The 14,593-nt window shown below is 61.9% G+C and carries 12 protein-coding genes; 8 read left to right on the forward strand and 4 right to left on the reverse strand.

Annotated elements, in window-relative coordinates; all coding sequences use genetic code 11:
- The first annotated feature begins 173 nt into the window (after window positions 1-173).
- From acnA to ACP7AL_RS06185, 3 genes are all read left to right on the forward strand, one after another.
- Complete coding sequence (gene acnA, locus ACP7AL_RS06175; protein WP_425989827.1) at window positions 174-2,894, forward strand: aconitate hydratase AcnA; 2,721 nt, start codon at window positions 174-176, stop codon at window positions 2,892-2,894.
- Window positions 2,895-3,020: 126 nt separating this feature from the next.
- On the forward strand, window positions 3,021-3,791 hold the full coding sequence (locus ACP7AL_RS06180; protein WP_425989829.1) for a DUF1223 domain-containing protein: 771 nt from the start codon (window positions 3,021-3,023) through the stop codon (window positions 3,789-3,791).
- Between the two features lie 390 nt (window positions 3,792-4,181).
- On the forward strand, window positions 4,182-4,550 hold the full coding sequence (locus ACP7AL_RS06185; RefSeq protein WP_006023234.1) for a DUF2794 domain-containing protein: 369 nt from the start codon (window positions 4,182-4,184) through the stop codon (window positions 4,548-4,550).
- Here the strand turns inward: ACP7AL_RS06185 and ACP7AL_RS06190 are convergent, their stop codons facing one another.
- The 4 genes from ACP7AL_RS06190 to ACP7AL_RS06205 form a co-directional block, all read right to left on the reverse strand.
- Entirely contained in the window at window positions 4,551-5,081 is a 531-nt protein-coding gene (locus tag ACP7AL_RS06190; RefSeq protein ID WP_006023233.1) for a GNAT family N-acetyltransferase, read from the reverse strand.
- 125 nt (window positions 5,082-5,206) lie between these two features.
- Entirely contained in the window at window positions 5,207-5,998 is a 792-nt protein-coding gene (locus tag ACP7AL_RS06195; protein ID WP_006023232.1) for a Bax inhibitor-1/YccA family protein, read from the reverse strand.
- 208 nt (window positions 5,999-6,206) lie between these two features.
- A complete protein-coding gene (locus tag ACP7AL_RS06200; protein ID WP_425989833.1) occupies window positions 6,207-8,777 on the reverse strand; it encodes an ABC transporter permease in 2,571 nt (856 codons plus the stop codon).
- Window positions 8,774-9,520: an ABC transporter ATP-binding protein gene (locus ACP7AL_RS06205; RefSeq protein WP_425989835.1), complete on the reverse strand. Its 747-nt coding sequence runs from the start codon at window positions 9,518-9,520 to the stop codon at window positions 8,774-8,776. Before ACP7AL_RS06205 ends, ACP7AL_RS06200 begins: the two co-directional genes overlap by 4 nt.
- On the opposite strand from ACP7AL_RS06205, the gene ACP7AL_RS06210 reads away from it, so the two are divergent.
- The 5 genes from ACP7AL_RS06210 (at window position 9,519) to sucC (ending at window position 14,592) form a co-directional block, all read left to right on the forward strand.
- On the forward strand, window positions 9,519-10,238 hold the full coding sequence (locus tag ACP7AL_RS06210; RefSeq protein WP_425989837.1) for an arylesterase: 720 nt from the start codon (window positions 9,519-9,521) through the stop codon (window positions 10,236-10,238). The genes ACP7AL_RS06205 and ACP7AL_RS06210 overlap by 2 nt on opposite strands.
- 106 nt (window positions 10,239-10,344) lie before the next feature.
- Window positions 10,345-10,881, forward strand: a complete 537-nt coding sequence (thpR, locus tag ACP7AL_RS06215; protein WP_006023228.1) for an RNA 2',3'-cyclic phosphodiesterase — start codon at window positions 10,345-10,347, stop codon at window positions 10,879-10,881.
- Window positions 10,882-10,941: 60 nt separating this feature from the next.
- Entirely contained in the window at window positions 10,942-12,126 is a 1,185-nt protein-coding gene (gene zapE, locus ACP7AL_RS06220) for a cell division protein ZapE (protein WP_425989839.1), read from the forward strand.
- 192 nt (window positions 12,127-12,318) lie between these two features.
- Window positions 12,319-13,287, forward strand: a complete 969-nt coding sequence (gene mdh / locus ACP7AL_RS06225) for a malate dehydrogenase (protein ID WP_425989841.1) — start codon at window positions 12,319-12,321, stop codon at window positions 13,285-13,287.
- Between the two features lie 108 nt (window positions 13,288-13,395).
- Window positions 13,396-14,592: an ADP-forming succinate--CoA ligase subunit beta gene (gene sucC, locus ACP7AL_RS06230; RefSeq protein ID WP_425989843.1), complete on the forward strand. Its 1,197-nt coding sequence runs from the start codon at window positions 13,396-13,398 to the stop codon at window positions 14,590-14,592.
- Window position 14,593: the final 1 nt, after the last annotated feature.

The following is a 14,593-nucleotide window of genomic DNA, read 5'->3' on the forward strand; positions in this document are numbered from 1 at the left end:
AATCCATAGCGGGTGTGGTGGACAGACTGGAAAGATTCTATAAAACCGGAACTTGGTGCAGCACACAATCAGCCGCCGGAAACAGCACGGTTCAACCCTGATTCCCTCGCTCTTGACGGTGTCCCGATACCTTTTGCCGGGTGTCTCTAACTTTTTGAACTGGGATCGTTCACATGCCCTCACTCGACAGCTTTAAGTGCCAGAAAACCCTCAAGGTCGGCGCCAAGACGTACGTGTATTACAGCCTGCCTGCCGCTGAAAAGAACGGCCTCAAGGGCATTTCGAAGCTGCCGTACTCGATGAAGGTGCTGCTCGAGAACATGCTGCGAAACGAAGACGGCCGCACTGTCACCAAGGCGGACATCGTCGCGTTCTCGAAGTGGGCGAGCAAGAAGACCCTCGAACACGAAATCGCATTCCGCCCCGCCCGCGTGCTGATGCAGGACTTCACCGGCGTGCCTGCGGTGGTCGATCTCGCCGCCATGCGCAACGCAATGAAGTCGCTCGGCGGTGATGCGGAAAAGATCAACCCGCTGGTCCCCGTCGATCTCGTGATCGATCACTCGGTGATCGTGAACTTCTTCGGTGACAACAAGGCCTTCGGCAAGAACGTCGCGGAAGAGTACAAGCAGAACCAGGAACGTTACGAATTCCTGAAGTGGGGCCAGAAGGCGTTCTCGAATTTCTCCGTTGTGCCGCCCGGCACCGGCATCTGCCATCAGGTCAATCTCGAATATCTGGCCCAGACGGTCTGGACCAAGAAGGAGAAGATGACCGTCGGCAAGAAGACCGCCACCTTTGAAGTTGCCTATCCGGATTCGCTGGTCGGCACCGACTCGCACACCACCATGGTCAACGGTCTTGCGGTTCTCGGCTGGGGCGTCGGCGGCATTGAAGCCGAAGCCTGCATGCTCGGCCAGCCGCTCTCCATGCTGCTGCCGGATGTGGTCGGCTTCAAGCTCGAAGGCCAGCTCAAGGAAGGCGTCACCGCGACCGACCTCGTTCTCACCGTCACCCAGATGCTGCGCAAGCTCGGCGTGGTCGGCAAGTTCGTCGAGTTTTTCGGCGCCGGCCTCGATCATCTCTCGGTTGCCGACAAGGCCACCATCGCGAACATGGCGCCGGAATATGGCGCGACCTGCGGCTTCTTCCCGGTCGACAAGGCCGCGCTCGATTATCTCAAGACCTCGGGCCGTGCTTCGGCGCGCGTCGCCCTGGTTGAAAAGTATGCCAAGGCGCAGGGCCTGTTCCGCACATCGAAGTCGCCGGATCCAGTGTTCACCGAGCTGCTGACTCTCAATCTCGCCGATGTGGTGCCCTCGCTTGCCGGTCCGAAGCGTCCGGAAGGCCGTGTCGCGCTGCCGACGGTTGCCAGCCTTTTCGACGATGCACTGACCAACGAATACAAGAAGCCGACGGATCACAATGCGCGCTTCCCGGTCGATGGCCGCAAGGAAAATCTGGGCCACGGCGATGTGGTGATCGCCGCTATCACCTCCTGCACCAACACCTCCAACCCCAGCGTGCTGATCGCTGCGGGTCTTCTGGCGCGGAAGGCCGCTGCAAAGGGTCTCAAGGCGAAGCCATGGGTGAAGACCTCGCTTGCGCCGGGCAGCCAGGTGGTTGCCGGGTATCTCGCGGATTCCGGTCTGCAAAAGGATCTCGACAAGGTCGGCTTCAACCTTGTCGGCTTCGGCTGCACCACCTGCATCGGAAATTCCGGCCCGCTGCCGGAAGAGATATCAAAGGCTATCAATGACAACGGCATTGTTGCCGCGGCCGTGCTCTCGGGCAATCGTAACTTCGAAGGCCGCGTCTCGCCCGACGTGCAGGCGAACTATCTCGCCTCGCCGCCGCTGGTTGTCGCGCATGCACTGGCTGGCACGGTGACGAAGAATCTCGAGGTCGAGCCGATCGGCACCGGCAAGGACGGCAAGCCCGTTTATCTGAAAGACATCTGGCCCACCACGAAGGAGATCAATGCCTTCATCAAGAAGTACGTCACTTCGACGATTTTCAAGAAGAAGTATGCCGATGTGTTCAAGGGCGACGCCAACTGGCGCAAGATCAAGACCGTGACCAGCGACACCTATGCCTGGAACATGAGTTCGACCTATGTGCAGAACCCGCCGTACTTCGAGGGCATGAAGATGGAGCCCGAGCCTATCAAGGACGTGCTCGATGCGCGCATCCTTGCGATGTTCGGCGACAAGATCACCACCGACCACATCTCTCCGGCCGGTTCGATCAAGCTAACCTCGCCCGCCGGCAAGTATCTGTCCGAGCATCAGGTGCGGCCCGCCGACTTCAACCAGTACGGTACGCGCCGCGGCAACCACGAAGTGATGATGCGCGGCACTTTCGCCAACATCCGTATCAAGAACTTCATGTTGAAGGGGGCCGACGGCAACGTCCCTGAAGGCGGTCTGACCAAGCACTGGCCCGACGGCGAGCAGATGTCGATCTACGATGCCGCGATGAAGTATCAGGCCGAGCAGGTGCCGCTCGTGGTGTTCGCCGGCGCCGAATACGGCAACGGCTCGTCGCGCGACTGGGCGGCCAAGGGCACGCGCCTGCTTGGCGTGCGCGCCGTGATCACCCAGAGCTTCGAGCGCATCCATCGCTCGAACCTCGTCGGTATGGGCGTGCTCCCGCTGACGTTCGAGCAGGGCGAGTCGTGGCAGTCGATCGGTTTGAAGGGCGACGAGAAGGTCACGATTCGCGGCCTTCAGGGTGATCTCAAGCCGCGTCAGAAGTTAACGGCGGAGATCGTGTCTTCGGACGGCTCGCAGAAGCAAGTGTCGCTGCTTTGCCGTATCGATACGCTCGATGAGCTTGAATACTACCGGAATGGCGGCATTCTCCAGTACGTGCTGCGCAATCTGGCCGCGTAATGTGCGGTCTGGAAACGCATCCGTGAACAGCCTCACCGCGAAGTGAGTAGCGAGCTACCAGGGGGCGGCCTATCAAGGGGCCGCCTTCTTGGTGAGGAGGCATCATGCATCGTGGGGGCAGACGGGATGTCTGATTTGCCAGTTTCGATACCGACAAGGGCCGGTGCAATCGCCTCGCGGCTGTCGCGTACGCTGGGCGTTTGCGCGATCTTTACCGTCATCACACCGGTATGCGCAGATCCGCGCGCAGTCGTTGAACTCTTCACCTCGCAGGGATGTTCGTCTTGTCCGCCCGCGGACAAGGTGCTCGGTGAGCTGGCGCAGGATCCCTCTGTGATCGCGCTCAGTTTGCCGATCGATTATTGGGATTATCTCGGCTGGAAGGACACGCTGGCGGATTCGCGGTTCAGCGCGCGTCAGAAAGCCTACTCGCATGCACGCGGCGACCGCGGCGTCTACACGCCACAGGCCGTCGTCAACGGCACGACAAACGTTCTTGGCAGCGATCGCGCGGCAATCGAGAACGCCACGAAGAGGACGCAGAACAACGACGGCGTGATGTCGGTCCCTGTGACGATGACGCTGTCTGGCGGACAGATCAAGGTATCGGTGGCGGAAGGTAGCGGCAGGAGCGGCGAGATCTGGATTTGCGCCGTGTCGAAAGCGGTTCCGATCACCATCTCACGCGGTGAGAATCGCGGACAGCAGATCACGTATCACAACGTGGTGCGTAACGTGCTGAAGGTCGGTGACTGGAACGGCAAGGCGGGCAGTTGGTCCGTACCGCTCGAAAACATCACGCGCGATGGCGTCGATGCCGCAGCGGTCTACATTCAGGACGGCAATCGCGACAAGCCCGGCCCGATGCTCGGTGCGGCCTTTACGTCGCTGAACTGATTCAAAAAATTTTGGATGATGCGCTGCCGGCAGCGATTGCTCGCGGCTGCACGGTCGTCTCTCAACGAGATCGCCAAAACAAAAACGGCCAGCTTGCGCCGGCCGAAGGATTGGGGATCCAGTTTACTGCGAAGAGTTAGACCCGATCCTGACGACCCCGGGGGGCTGGGGGCTGAGGAATCCGGTGCCGAAAGGACCGGGTCAACGCAGTTTCCTTTTGATCGCAGCCCAGCACGGCGGGGGATGGGCCGAATTCGGGCGGCATTATGATTTTGCCTGACGTCCGCGTGATGCCTTTGCTCCTGAAACGGACAGCGGATACGCCTGAAATCAGACTTGCAGGCGTGGCCAGACGGGGCGATCATGTCACCTGCGTGACAGGAGGCGCCGATGAGTTCAATGTCGGGCGATATCGATCCGAGCGAGAGCAGGGGGCTGGAGCGCAGCACTGCGCCGCTCCCGCCCCAGACCGTAACGTTCAATCGCGTCGAACTTAATCGCATTCTCAATCTCTACGGACGCATGGTCGCCGACGGTGAGTGGCGCGACTATGCGATTGATTTTCTGAAAGACCGCGCGGTGTTTTCGATTTTTCGCCGCGCGTCGGAGGTCCCGATCTACCGGATCGAAAAGGACCCGCGGCTCGCCCGCAAGCAGGGTGCGTACAGCGTGATTGCCGCCAGCGGACAGATTCTGCGCCGCGGCCATGAGCTTGATCGCGTTCTGCTGGTGATCGATCGCAAGCTCGCGCTGGTTTGATTAATCTTTTGGCGTCGTCTCGCCGCCCTCGCCCAGGGCGCGCTGCATCATCACCGTGTCGAGCCAGCGGCCGAACTTGAACCCGACGCTCGGGTGCGTGCCGATCATTTCGAATCCGGCGCGGGCATGGACGCCAATCGAGGCGGCGTTGGCGGAATCCCCGATCACCGCGATCATCTGCCGGTAGCCGCGATCTTCGCACGCGGCAATCAGGTCCTGCATCAGCCGCGTGCCGATGCGACGTCCCTGCGCCGCAGGATCGAGATACACGGAGTTTTCGACTGTGAACCGATAGGCCGGACGGGGCCGGTAGGGTCCGGCATAGGCATAGCCGACGACGATGTCTTCCATGACCGCCACCAGATACGGGAAGCCGGCCGCCGCCAGTGCTTCGTAGCGTCGTGTCATTTCGGCAAGATCAGGCGGGTCGAGTTCGAAAGTCGCGGTGCCGTGGAGAACCGCATGCCGATAGATCGCCGTGATCGCGGGGAGGTCGGTGACGGCGGCGGGCCGGATATGAAGCTGGGGCATGTCGATCGCAGAGAATGGTGCCGGAGCGGTGAAGCCCCGCAGTCCTATCAGCGAAGGACCGCAAAACAAAAGCCCCGGCTTTTGGCCGGGGCTTTCAAGAGTTCACTGATCAGCCACGATTAGATCTAATCGCGCTGTCCAAGGAGCTGCAGCAGCAGCGTGAACAGGTTGATGAAGTTGAGGTAGAGCGACAGTGCGCCGGTGATTGCCGCTCGCTCCGCCACGTCGCCACCCTGGCTGGCGTAGCCGTAGATGTAATCGTTCTTCAGGCGCTGGGTGTCCCAGGCGGTGAGGCCGGCGAACACCAGCACGCCGATCACCGAGACGATGAACTGCAACATCGTGCTAGCGATGAACAGGTTCACCAGGCTGGCGAGGATGATGCCGAACAGGCCCATCATCAGGAACGATCCCATCCCGGTCAGGTCACGTTTGGTGGTGTAGCCGTAGAGGCTCAGCGCACCGAACGAGGCCGCCGTGATGAAGAACACCCGCACGATCGAGGTGTGCGTGTAGACCAGGAAGATCGACGACAGCGAGATGCCCATCAGCGCCGCGAATACCCAGAACAGAAGCTGAGCGGTTGCGGGCTTCAGGCGGTTGATGCCGAACGAAATGGCGAACACCATCACGAGCGGCGCGAGGATGAACACCCACTTCAACGGGCTGACAAACATCGCGACGCCGAATGACGTCAGGTACTGCTTGCCGATCCGGCCGGCGGCTGCAGAAGCGTCGGGCGTGACGGCGCCCATGTACACGCCGAGAGCGGCAAGGCCAGTGATGGCCAGGCCGATCGCCATGTAGTTGTAGATCTTAAGCATGTACGAGCGCAGACCGGCATCGACGGTCGCGGCGTCAACGCGCCCGGCGGCCCGGCCGAAAGGTGACGTATAGTTGCGGTCCAAGTCCGACATGGTCGAAACCCCATGGTTGTCTGGCGAAAGCGAAGGGTCTGCGCCGCCAGCTATAAGTTTGTCCCAGAACCCCGATTATGAGCCCATCCCTGGATGGTATCAATTCGGATTCTGAACCCGCTCGGTATGTGGGAAACTAACACACTCGACGCAAGCATGGGCGCGCGGCTGAATGTCGCAAAACCCGCTATTTCGCTGCTACAAATTGTCATAAGTTTCGCAGCACGGTAGCGGGTTTTTGGTTAAGCGCGAGTAATGTTCCAGCCAGCCCGAGCCCCACGGTGACGGCAAGCGCCGCCAGCACCACAACGGCGGCGCTGCCCGCCTGCCAGACGAAGCTCAGGGTCATCAGCCGGGTCACGATCTGCCAGGCTGCGATCGATCCGGCCGCTACTCCGAACACCGCCGTGGCCAGGCCGATCAGCAGATATTCCAGCGCATAGGCCCCCAGCAGCCGCGCCCGGGTGGCGCCGAGCGTCTTGAGAATCACTGCGTCATAGACCCGATGCCGATGCCCTGCGGCGAGCGCGCCGCCCAGCACGAGGATGGCCGATACGAGGGTCACCGAACTGGCGCCCCGGATCGCCAGCACGAGATTGGTCACGACCTTTCCAATTGAATCGAGTGCCTCGCGCACCCGGACGCTGGTCACCATCGGAAACGCGGCAGCGACCTCCTTGATGAGCTTCGCATCGCTTGCGGGTGTGGAGGTGGCCTCCGTCAGGGTCGCGATATCGGTATGGGGTGCGCCGGCGAAGGCTTTCGGCGAATAGACCAGGACGAAATTGATGCCGAGACTTTGCCAGTCCACTGTCCGGAGATTGCTGATCTTCGCGGTAATGTCGCGGCCGAGCACGTTTACGGTGATGTCGTCGCCGACCTTGATGCCGAGACCGTCGGCGATCTTCTTTTCCAGCGAGACCAGCGGCGGGCCGCTGTAGTTTTCGTCCCACCAGGTGCCTTCGACGACTTTCGAGCCGCGTGGCACTTCGCCGGTGTAGGTCAGGCCGCGGTCGCTTTGCAGCACCCATGCGGCATCGTTCGAGGGCTTGAGGTCTTCGGCCTTGATCCCCTTGGCGGCGACGATGCGTCCGCGCAGCATCGGCACGGTTTCCACGTTGGCTTGCGGGGCTCTCTGTTTCAGGAAGTCGCCAAAGCGGGTGGCCTCCGCGGTGGGAATATCGATGAAATAGAACGAGGGCGCGTGCTCGGGCAGCGCCGCCATGAACTGCCGCCGCAGGTTGCCGTCGATCTGGGTGATTGTGACCAGCACAGCGAGGCCGAGTCCGAGCGACATCACGACCGAGGGCGTCAGAGCGCCGGGGCGATGAATGTTGGCGATGGCAAGCCGCAGCATCGTCAAGCGCGGACGCGGCAGATTTTTTGCCAGCGTCATCAGCAGCGACGCGATGACGCGCAGCACGGCGAACACTGCGACCGACGAGACGACGAACACGGTGGCAACACGCTTGTCGTAGGCGAGGCCGATCGCAACCGACACCAGTGTCGCGATGACCGCAGCCATCAGCACGAGATAGCGCCGCCGCGGCCAATGGAATTCCGATGTCACGCCTTCGCGGAACAGCGCGGCGACCGGCACGTCATGGACACGGCCGAGCGGCCATAGTCCGAATGCGAGCGCGGTCAGGAGGCCGTAGAGAAACGACAATGCCAGTTCGCCGATATGGAATGTCGCTTCCACCGGAAGCGGCAGGATCTTTCCGAACACGCCGACGATGATGAAGGGAAGCGCCGCGCCGATGGCGAGGCCGATCAGCGATCCAAGGATCGCCAGCACCATCACCTGCGTCAGGTAAATCGTGAACACCTCGCGGCCGGTGGCGCCGAGGGCCTTGAAAGTCGCGATCACATCGCGCCGCTCATCGAGATGGCTCTTGATCGCATTGGCGACGCCGACGCCGCCGACCAGCAGAGCCGCGAGTCCGACCAGGGTGAGGAACTGCGTGAAACGGGTGATGCTGCGCTCGAGCTGCGGCGAGGCATTGCCGCGGCTGCGGACCTCCCAGCCGGCTTCCGGGAGGACTTTCTGCGCTTCGTCGATCAGGGATTGCGTTGCACGATCGTCGACCGAGGTATCCGGGAGCTTCACGCGATAGGTCCAGCGCACCAGCGTGCCGGGTTGCAACAGACCGGTGGCGCGCAGCGCGTCTTCGCTGATCAGGAATCGGGGACCGAGGCCGACGCCGCCCGAGAGTTTGTCCGGCTCGGCTTCCACGACGCTGCGAATGTCGAACGTGGCGTTGCCGACAGTCACCCGGTCGCCGACCTTGAGGCCAAGCCGCGCCAGCATGATGGCGTCGGCGCCGGCACCGAATGCGCCGTCACGCTGCGCCAGCAATTCGCTCATCGGCATGTTCGGCGCGAGGGTCACGTCGCCGAGCATCGGATAGTTCGCATCGACTGCTTTCAGATCGACCAGTGCGAACTCGCCTTTGGCCGAGCGCGCCATCCCGCGCATGATCGCCGCGACCGAAATCTTGCCGCGCGCATCAAGGAAAGCGCGTTCCTCCCTGGAGGCCTCGCGCTGAATGAGTGCGAAGGAAACGTCGCCGCCGAGCAGCGTGCGGCCCTGATGGTCCAGTCCTTCGCTGAGGCTTCCGGCCACCGATCCAACGCCGGCAATCGCCATCACGCCGAGCGCAATGCAGGCCACGAAAACGTAAAAGCCGCGCAGGCCGCTTCGCAATTCGCGCAGCGCATAACGGATCGCCAGTGCCAGGGAGCCGCTGCGCGGTGCGGTGTCCGCGATTTCGCTCATCGCGATGCCGTCTCGATCCAGTGCCGGTCTGTGGCTGGTCCGTCGATGCGGCCCGAGCGCAATCGCACCACACGGTCGCAGCGCTGCGCCAGCGCGGCGTCGTGTGTCACCAGAACGAGGGTCATGCTGCGCTCGAGATGCTTGGCGAACAGAAGATCGACGATCTGTTTGCCGGTGGACTCGTCCAGATTGCCGGTGGGTTCGTCGGCCACCAGGATGGCGGGATCGGGCGCCATCGCGCGCGCCAGTGCGACACGCTGCTGTTCGCCACCCGAGAGCTGCGAGGGATAGTGGTGCAGTCTCTCGCCGAGACCGACGCCTGCAAGTTCCTGCGCGGCACGCGCATTCGCGTCGGCGCGGCCTGCGAGTTCAAGCGGCACCGCGACGTTCTCAAGCGCGGTCATGGTCGGGATCAGATGAAACGACTGGAACACAATGCCGACATGGCGGCCACGGAATCGTGCGAGGCCGTCTTCGTCGAGGGCATTGAACGAGACGCCGTTGACCACCACCTCTCCGCTGTCAGGACGTTCAAGCCCCGCCATCACCATCAGGAGTGTGGACTTGCCCGATCCCGACGGTCCGATCAGCCCGACGGCTTCACCGGGCGCGACCCGTAGGTCGACATCCTTGAGGATGTGAACGCGTGCGGCCCCGCTGCCTAATGAGAGATTGACGTTGGAAATGGAAATGGTGTCCGGTTCGAGACCGGCGCGCTTTGAGGGTTCAATGAGACTGTCCATGGATCATTCATATGGGGGTTTCGGCGGCGCGGTCGAGAGGCTCTTGCGTGTGTTCATCGTCGCAGCAACGGGGGCAATGATGGCGATGTCGGGGCCGGCCTCGGCTCAAACGGCTTCTGTCCAACCAGATGTCAAAGATGTGAAGCCGATCAGGCTTGCCGTTCTGGGCGATTCCCTGACCGCGGGCTTTGGCCTTCCGGCCTCGGCGGCGTTTCCGGTGCGGTTGCAGAAAGCCCTGAGCGAGAAGGGCATCGCCACCGACATCCATAACGCGGGCGTGTCCGGCGACACCACGACCGGCGGGCTCGCCCGGCTCGACTGGTCGATTCCGCCCGGCACGGAAGCTGTGATCGTGGAGCTCGGCGCCAACGACGCGCTGCGCGGCGTCGATCCCAAAGTGGCGCGCGGTGCGCTCGACGACATCCTGACGAAACTCAAGGCGCGCAACATTGCCGTCTTGTTGTGCGGAATGTATGCGCCGCCAAACTACGGCGCGGAGTACACAGCAAAGTTCAACAGCATTTATCCCGAACTCGCCGAGAGCCATAAAGTCCCGCTGTATCCGTTCTTTCTCGATGGCGTGGCCACCGAGGCGAAGCTGACGCAGCCGGACGGACTGCATCCGACAGCGGCGGGTGTCGACGTGGTGGTGGAGCGGATTTTGCCGACGGTGGAGGCTTTTCTGAAGGACCGTGCGTCGCAACTGGGCAAGCCCTGAGGAATTATCGTTCGATCACGCGATGGTCGCTTCGCACTGTCATCGTGCTGCGGTAAAAAAGACCTCAGGTGATTCGTGATCCTCTTTTGCATCGAGGAGATTCGTGATGCCGCGCTTGTTCACCGGGCTGGAAATCCCCCCGGATATCGGCCAGACGCTCTCGAGCTTACGCGGGGGTCTGCCAGGCGCCCGCTGGATCGATCCCGAAAACTATCACGTCACGCTACGCTTCATCGGCGATATCGATGGCCCCGCGGCCAACGAGATCGCTTCGACGCTTGAGCGGATCAACCGCAAGCCGTTCGAGGTCGCGTTGCAGGGCCTGTCGAGCTTCGGCGGCAAGAAACCGCGGGCGGTCGTGGCATCGGTTGTACCAAGCCGCCCCCTGATGGAGTTGCAGGCGGAACTGGAGCGGCTGATGCAGCGGTTCGGTTTCGACCCAGAGGGCCGCAAATTCATCCCCCATGTCACGCTCGCGCGGCTGCGCGACGCCTCCAATCAGGACGTAGCGGACTATCTTTCGGTGCGCGGCTATTTCCCGACCCGCAGTTTCATGGCCTCCCGGTTCGTGCTGTTCTCGTCACGGGCGTCGGTGGGCGGTGGGCCATACGTCGTCGAGGATGCCTATGCGCTGAGCGCATAGAGAGCTTTCGGCACCTTTGTAGTCTTGCATTTTCCGTGTCGTTCTGGCCGGTAGCGGGCCATGAACGCTCCGACTCCCGCCACGTTCCGCCGGCACTATCAGGCTCTGGTTGCCGCTGGCACCATCGAAGCCGATCCGGCGCAGGCGCAGGCTGTGGAGGCCTTCTCCGCGCTCGAAGCGAGACTGGCGGGCTACCGTCCGGGCCGTGGCGGAGGGCTGCTGCAGCGCCTGTTCGCCGACAAGGATGCGGTCCCGTTGCGGGGTCTCTACATCCATGGCGAGGTCGGGCGCGGCAAGACCATGCTGATGGACCTGTTCTTCAACGACAGTCCGGTCGCGCACAAGCGCCGCGCGCACTTTCACGAATTCATGGCCGATGTTCATGAGCGGATACACGGTTTCCGCCAGAAGATCTCGCGTCAGGAAATTGCCGACACCGATCCGGTGCGGCTGACCGCGCAATCGATTTTCGAGGAAGCGTGGCTGCTATGCTTCGACGAATTTCACGTCACCGACATCGCCGACGCCATGATCCTCGGGCGCCTGTTCAGCCGGCTGTTTGAACTGGGGACCGTGGTCGTGGCGACATCGAATGTCGCGCCCGACGATCTCTACAAGGGCGGTTTGAACCGCGCGTTGTTTCTGCCGTTTATCGCGCAACTGACGGATCGTATGGAGGTGCTGCGGCTCGATGCGCGCACCGATTTCCGCCTGGAAAAACTCGCCGGCATCAAGATGTGGCTGGTACCTGCCGATGCGAGCGCTGACGCCGCGCTCGACAAGGCGTGGACCAAACTCACCGGCGGCGCCGCGGATCATCCGCGCGACATCACCATCAAGGGTCACGTGCTGCACGTTCCGCATTCGGCGCACGGCGTCGCGCGATTTACGTTCGCGGACCTGTGCGAGAAGCCGCTTGGCGCATCGGATTATCTGCGCCTTGCGCATGATTATCACACGCTGATCATCGACCGGATTCCGGCGATGCAGTACCCGCAGCGCAATTACGCCAAGCGCTTTATCACGCTGATCGACACGCTATACGACAATGCCGTGAAACTGATGGCGTCGGCGGAGACCGATCCCCTGTCGCTTTACACCGCGACCGAGGGGGTCGAGGCCAACGAATTCAAACGTACCTCGTCACGGCTAATTGAGATGGGCTCGGAATCCTACCTCGCGCTGCCTCATGGCCGCAGCGACTCGTCCGCCAGCGGTTCGACAACCGGCCTGGTCGAGACCTGAAAAGGGTTCGCTTTATGTTTCGGCTCAAGACCTTTCGAAAGCCCAACAAGAAAGCAGCCGATATTGCCCTCGTATTGGGCGGTGGTGCGCGATTGAGCGAACGGCGACTTGAACGCTTGCCGCGAAAGGTCTAACCAGCCTCCCAGAGTTTTCCCACCCTCTATACCGTCGACATCAAAGGACAGATTTCCCATGGCGCGTGACAAGATTGCTTTGATTGGTTCAGGTCAGATCGGCGGCACGCTCGCCCACCTCGTCGGGCTCAAGGAGCTGGGTGACGTGGTGATGTTCGACATCGCCGAAGGCATCCCCCAGGGCAAGTCGCTCGACATCGCACAGTCCTCGCCGGTTGACGGCTTCGACGCCCACTTCACCGGCGCGAACTCATACGAGGCGATCGAAGGCGCCAGCGTGGTGATCGTCACCGCCGGCGTGCCGCGCAAGCCCGGCATGAGCCGCGATGATCTTCTCAGCATCAATCTGAAGGTCATGGAGCAGGTCGGCGCCGGCATCAAGAAGTATGCCCCCGACGCGTTCGTGATCTGCATCACCAACCCGCTCGACGCGATGGTCTGGGCGCTTCAGAAGGCCTGCGGCCTGCCGCAGAAGAAGGTCGTCGGCATGGCCGGCGTACTGGACTCCGCGCGTTTCCGCTATTTCCTCGCCGACGAGTTCAACGTTTCGGTCGAAGACGTCACCGCCTTCGTGCTCGGCGGCCACGGCGACACCATGGTGCCGCTGACCAAGTACTCCACAGTCGCCGGCATTCCGCTGCCTGATCTTGTGAAGATGGGCTGGACTTCGCAGGCCCGTATCGACGAGATCGTCGACCGCACCCGCAACGGCGGCGCGGAAATCGTCAACCTGCTCAAGACCGGATCGGCGTTCTATGCGCCGGCTGCGTCCGCCATCGCGATGGCTGAAAGCTATCTGCGCGACAAGAAGCGCGTGCTGCCCTGTGCTGCCTATCTCAACGGCGAATACGGTGTGAAGGACATGTATGTCGGCGTTCCGGTTGTCATCGGATCGAAGGGTGTCGAGCGTATCGTCGAGATCGAGCTGACCGGCAAGGACCGCGAAGGTTTCGACAAGTCGGTCGGCGCCGTGCAGGGTCTTGTTGACGCCTGCAAGAAGATCGCGCCGGATTTGCTCGGCAAGTAAGGCAGCACACTGTCATCAGCGTGTGATCCGCAGATCGTTGCTTCGGGTCACGCGCTGAAATTTCTTCCTTCTCTTCTTCGATCCCTTCTTTGATCTCTGGGGCCATTCATGAATATCCACGAATATCAAGCCAAGGCGGTGCTGAAGGAATTCGGTGTGCCGGTATCGCGCGGCGTGCCGATTCTCAAGGCGTCGGAAGCGGAAGCTGCAGCCAAGGAGCTTGGCGGTCCGTTGTGGGTGGTGAAGAGCCAGATTCATGCCGGCGGCCGCGGCAAGGGAAAATTCAAGGAAGCGTCGGCCGGCGACAAGGGCGGCGTGCGTCTCGCCAAGTCGGTCGATGAGGCCAAGGAATTCTCCCAGCAGATGCTCGGCGCAACGCTGGTGACCATCCAGACCGGCCCGTCCGGCAAGCAGGTCAACCGCCTTTATCTCGAAGACGGCTCGGACATCGAGAAGGAATTCTATCTGTCGCTGCTGGTCGATCGCGAAACGTCGCGGGTGGCGTTCGTGGTGTCCACCGAAGGCGGCATGGACATCGAGAAGGTTGCGCACGATACGCCCGACAAGATCGTGACATTCTCGGTCGATCCCGCCACCGGCATCATGGGCCATCACGGCCGCACCGTGGCGCAGGCGCTCGGCCTCAAGGGCGATCTCGCCAAGCAGGCGGAAAAGCTGGTGGTGCAGCTCTACACGGCGTTCCTCGCCAAGGACATGGAGATGCTGGAGATCAATCCGCTGATCGTCTCCAAGCAGGGCGAGCTGAAGTGTCTCGACGCCAAGATGTCGTTCGATTCCAATTCGCTTTATCGTCATCCGGACATCGTCGCGCTGCGCGACACCACGGAAGAGGACGCCAAGGAAATCGAAGCGTCGAAGTATGACCTTGCCTATATCGCGCTCGACGGCACCATCGGCTGCATGGTGAACGGCGCGGGCCTGGCGATGGCCACCCTCGACATCATCAAGCTGTATGGTGAAAGCCCGGCGAACTTCCTCGACGTCGGCGGCGGCGCGTCGGAAGAGAAAGTCACGGCGGCGTTCAAGATCATCACCGCCGATCCGAACGTGAAGGGCATTCTGGTCAACATCTTCGGCGGCATCATGAAGTGCGACGTCATCGCGCGCGGCGTCATCGCCGCGGTGAAGACGGTTGGCCTTCAGGTGCCTCTGGTGGTGCGTCTCGAAGGCACCAATGTCGAGGAAGGCAAGAAGATCATCAACGAGTCCGGCCTCAACGTTCTGTCCGCCAATGATCTCGACGACGCCGCGCAGAAGATCGTCAACGCCGTGAAGGGAAAGTAAG

Source organism: Afipia sp. DC4300-2b1 (genome assembly GCF_049895725.1).
Lineage (GTDB): Bacteria > Pseudomonadota > Alphaproteobacteria > Rhizobiales > Xanthobacteraceae > Afipia > Afipia broomeae.

Bases quoted from the DNA above. Each gene is read 5' to 3' on its own strand.
- thpR (WP_006023228.1), top strand. From the start codon at position 10,345: ATGCCGCGCTTGTTCACCGGGCTGGAAATCCCCCCGGATATCGGCCAG.
- ACP7AL_RS06185 (WP_006023234.1), top strand. From the start codon at position 4,182: ATGAGTTCAATGTCGGGCGATATCGATCCGAGCGAGAGCAGGGGGCTG.
- ACP7AL_RS06195 (WP_006023232.1), bottom strand. From the start codon at position 5,998: ATGTCGGACTTGGACCGCAACTATACGTCACCTTTCGGCCGGGCCGCC.
- zapE (WP_425989839.1), top strand. From the start codon at position 10,942: ATGAACGCTCCGACTCCCGCCACGTTCCGCCGGCACTATCAGGCTCTG.
- sucC (WP_425989843.1), top strand. From the start codon at position 13,396: ATGAATATCCACGAATATCAAGCCAAGGCGGTGCTGAAGGAATTCGGT.
- ACP7AL_RS06210 (WP_425989837.1), top strand. From the start codon at position 9,519: ATGGATCATTCATATGGGGGTTTCGGCGGCGCGGTCGAGAGGCTCTTG.
- ACP7AL_RS06190 (WP_006023233.1), bottom strand. From the start codon at position 5,081: ATGCCCCAGCTTCATATCCGGCCCGCCGCCGTCACCGACCTCCCCGCG.
- ACP7AL_RS06180 (WP_425989829.1), top strand. From the start codon at position 3,021: ATGTCTGATTTGCCAGTTTCGATACCGACAAGGGCCGGTGCAATCGCC.
- ACP7AL_RS06200 (WP_425989833.1), bottom strand. From the start codon at position 8,777: ATGAGCGAAATCGCGGACACCGCACCGCGCAGCGGCTCCCTGGCACTG.
- ACP7AL_RS06205 (WP_425989835.1), bottom strand. From the start codon at position 9,520: ATGGACAGTCTCATTGAACCCTCAAAGCGCGCCGGTCTCGAACCGGAC.
- mdh (WP_425989841.1), top strand. From the start codon at position 12,319: ATGGCGCGTGACAAGATTGCTTTGATTGGTTCAGGTCAGATCGGCGGC.
- acnA (WP_425989827.1), top strand. From the start codon at position 174: ATGCCCTCACTCGACAGCTTTAAGTGCCAGAAAACCCTCAAGGTCGGC.